Here is a 2,297-nt window from a genome sequence, read left to right as displayed (position 1 = left end):
CAAAGGCGGCCCCCAGTCCCAAGGATCCCTTAAACGATTTAGGGATTCGGGAATGAGCTCCATTGTCACCGAGCAGGGCATTGTCCATTATGAGGCGATCGGGCGGGGCCGGCCCGTGATCTTTCTTCACGGATGGCTAGGATCGTGGACCTATTGGATCGATGCGATGAACGCCTTGGCTGCCCACTGCCGATCCTATGCCCTGGATTTCTGGGGGTTTGGGGAATCCGACCGCAAACGGGCCAGCTTCACGGTGCCTGACTTCATCGCCCTGGTGGTTCAATTCATGGACCGCCTGGGGATTGCCTCGGCAGCGCTGGTCGGCCATTCGATGGGGGGGACGGTCGCCCTGGGAGTGGCCCTCGCTCATCCGGACCGGGTGACGCGAGTGGCTGTGGTGGGTTCCCCCATCGTGGGCGACTCCCTGAATTTCTTTCTGAAGCTGGCAGGCCGGCCCTTTTGGGCCTTCTTAGCTTATACGTTCCCCGCGGTGGTGAAAGCAGGCACTTATTTGGCCTCCCCGACCATCACCCGGGCCTGGCGGTCATGGTATCAGATGTGGGAACGGGATCTCTCCCGCACCACCCTCCGCTCTTTCTTCCAAAGCATCGGCAGTCTGCATCGCACAGACCTCCGCCCGTTGCTCCCCCGCTTGCGCCCTCCGGTCCTTGGGATTTATGGGGCACGGGATAACATCGTGAACCCGAACCAGGCTTTCCTCCTGGCGCGGGAAGCCCCCCGGGCGACGATCTTCTGGATGCCGGAAGCTGGCCATTTCCCGATGCTGGATGAGCCAGAACGGTTCCAGCAGGCCCTGGCGGAGTTCCTGTTGCGAGAGGAGGGGGATGCGAAATGAACGGCAAGTTGCGCAAGGTGATCATCCGGGATCGCCGCCTGATCCCACCGTTCAATGAGCCCGCTCGGGATCTCATGGTCCTGAACAAGCCGCTCTGGCTCCACCAACGGGATCTCCTAGCCCCTTATTGTGATGAAGAGCTGGAGGTTGATTCCCTGGATGAGGTCCCCGATGATCGGGTGCCCACCCTGGTGTATCGGGATAATCTGTTCTTCGATGAGCCCTTCCTCCGAACCTTTTTGGAACGGGCGCAGCGACTGGGGAAAGCCTGCCGGGTGGCCTTCGTCCTTAATGATCCTGCGATTGTCCACCACGCGCTTCCGCTGCAACGTGGGATCCGTAAGGAAGGGGACGTTTATGTGGCCGATATGTGGTATTTCCCTTACGGAAAGGAACCTTATGCTCGTCCCCTCGTCATCGAAACCCAAGCGCGTGAGATCGGCTACTATCGGGTGCCCCGCTATATGGCGCCCAACCAGGGAGATCTGACCTTCTGGGTCCCCTTGCGGGCTTTCCTCTCCATCGAGCACTGGGTTCATGTTTTCATGGCTAATTCCCCCTTCGGGATCTTCGCGGAGGGGGCACGCATGGAAGCCCAGATCCAGCGCCTCGATGTCAAGCTGCGCATCCTCTGGCGGGCGATGCTGGAGCGACGCCAGGTCCTCTCCTCTTCAGCTCTGATCCGCATCGGGCGCAACGTTCAAATCGATCCCACCGCGATCCTGCAGGGGCCGACGATCATCGGGGACAACGTTACCATCGGGGCAGGGGCGGTCATCGCCAACAGTGTGATCGGCAACAACGTCAACATCGGCCAGGGGGTCCAGGTGTTGCTGAGCGTGATTGGGGATGGCTGCTTCCTTCCCTTTCGGGCCGCCCTCTTTATGACCACGATGATGGAGCACTCGATGGTAGCCCAGAACACCTGCTTGCAGTTGTGCGTGGTGGGCCGCGACACGTTCATCGGAGCGGGGACCACTTTCACGGACTTCAACCTGCTGCCCAAGCCCATCCGCACCCATTTCCGGGGCGAGTTGGTGGAGGTCGGCCTCCCGGTCCTTGGGGGATGTGTGGGCCATCACTGCCGCTTAGGCTCCGGATTGGTGATCTATCCGGCTCGCATGATCGAATCCGATGTGGTTCTCCTCGCCACCCCGGAGCGGCACGTGATCACCAAGAACGTATACTACGAGGACAGTGATCACCTGCGCATCCCCGGGGGGACGGCGCTTTACCCGCGACTGTATCCGCGAGAGGAGATGGGGCTTCCCTTAGAGGCAGCCGGAGTGGAACGATAGTGCTTCTCCCACTTTGGTTTTGGGATATGTAATGGAAAGGGGGAATTCCCCCATCCCCTTTATCCTCCCTCCCCATGGCCCAAAGGGACGTGGGGAGAGGGGATAAAAAGTACTTAGGGGGCGAGCCGGGCGCCGAAGGCGCC

2 protein-coding genes are annotated in these 2,297 nt (G+C 60.6%); both read left to right on the top strand.

Annotation, left to right across the window (positions count from 1 at the left end):
* The first annotated feature begins 52 nt into the window (after positions 1-52).
* A complete protein-coding gene (locus ACFMO5_RS03550; protein ID WP_376791385.1) occupies positions 53-856 on the top strand; it encodes an alpha/beta fold hydrolase in 804 nt (267 codons plus the stop codon).
* Positions 853-2,154, top strand: coding sequence for a multidrug transporter (locus ACFMO5_RS03545; protein WP_376791384.1), 1,302 nt, complete (start codon positions 853-855; stop codon positions 2,152-2,154). Before ACFMO5_RS03550 ends, ACFMO5_RS03545 begins: the two co-directional genes overlap by 4 nt.
* Positions 2,155-2,297 lie beyond the last annotated feature (143 nt).

It is taken from the genome of Thermoflexus sp. (assembly GCF_042408365.1).
Classification (GTDB): Bacteria; Chloroflexota; Anaerolineae; order Thermoflexales; family Thermoflexaceae; genus Thermoflexus.
This window is presented reverse-complemented; position numbering and strand designations above follow the sequence as displayed.

Bases quoted from the DNA above. Each gene is read 5' to 3' on its own strand.
- ACFMO5_RS03545 (WP_376791384.1), top strand. From the start codon at position 853: ATGAACGGCAAGTTGCGCAAGGTGATCATCCGGGATCGCCGCCTGATC.
- ACFMO5_RS03550 (WP_376791385.1), top strand. From the start codon at position 53: ATGAGCTCCATTGTCACCGAGCAGGGCATTGTCCATTATGAGGCGATC.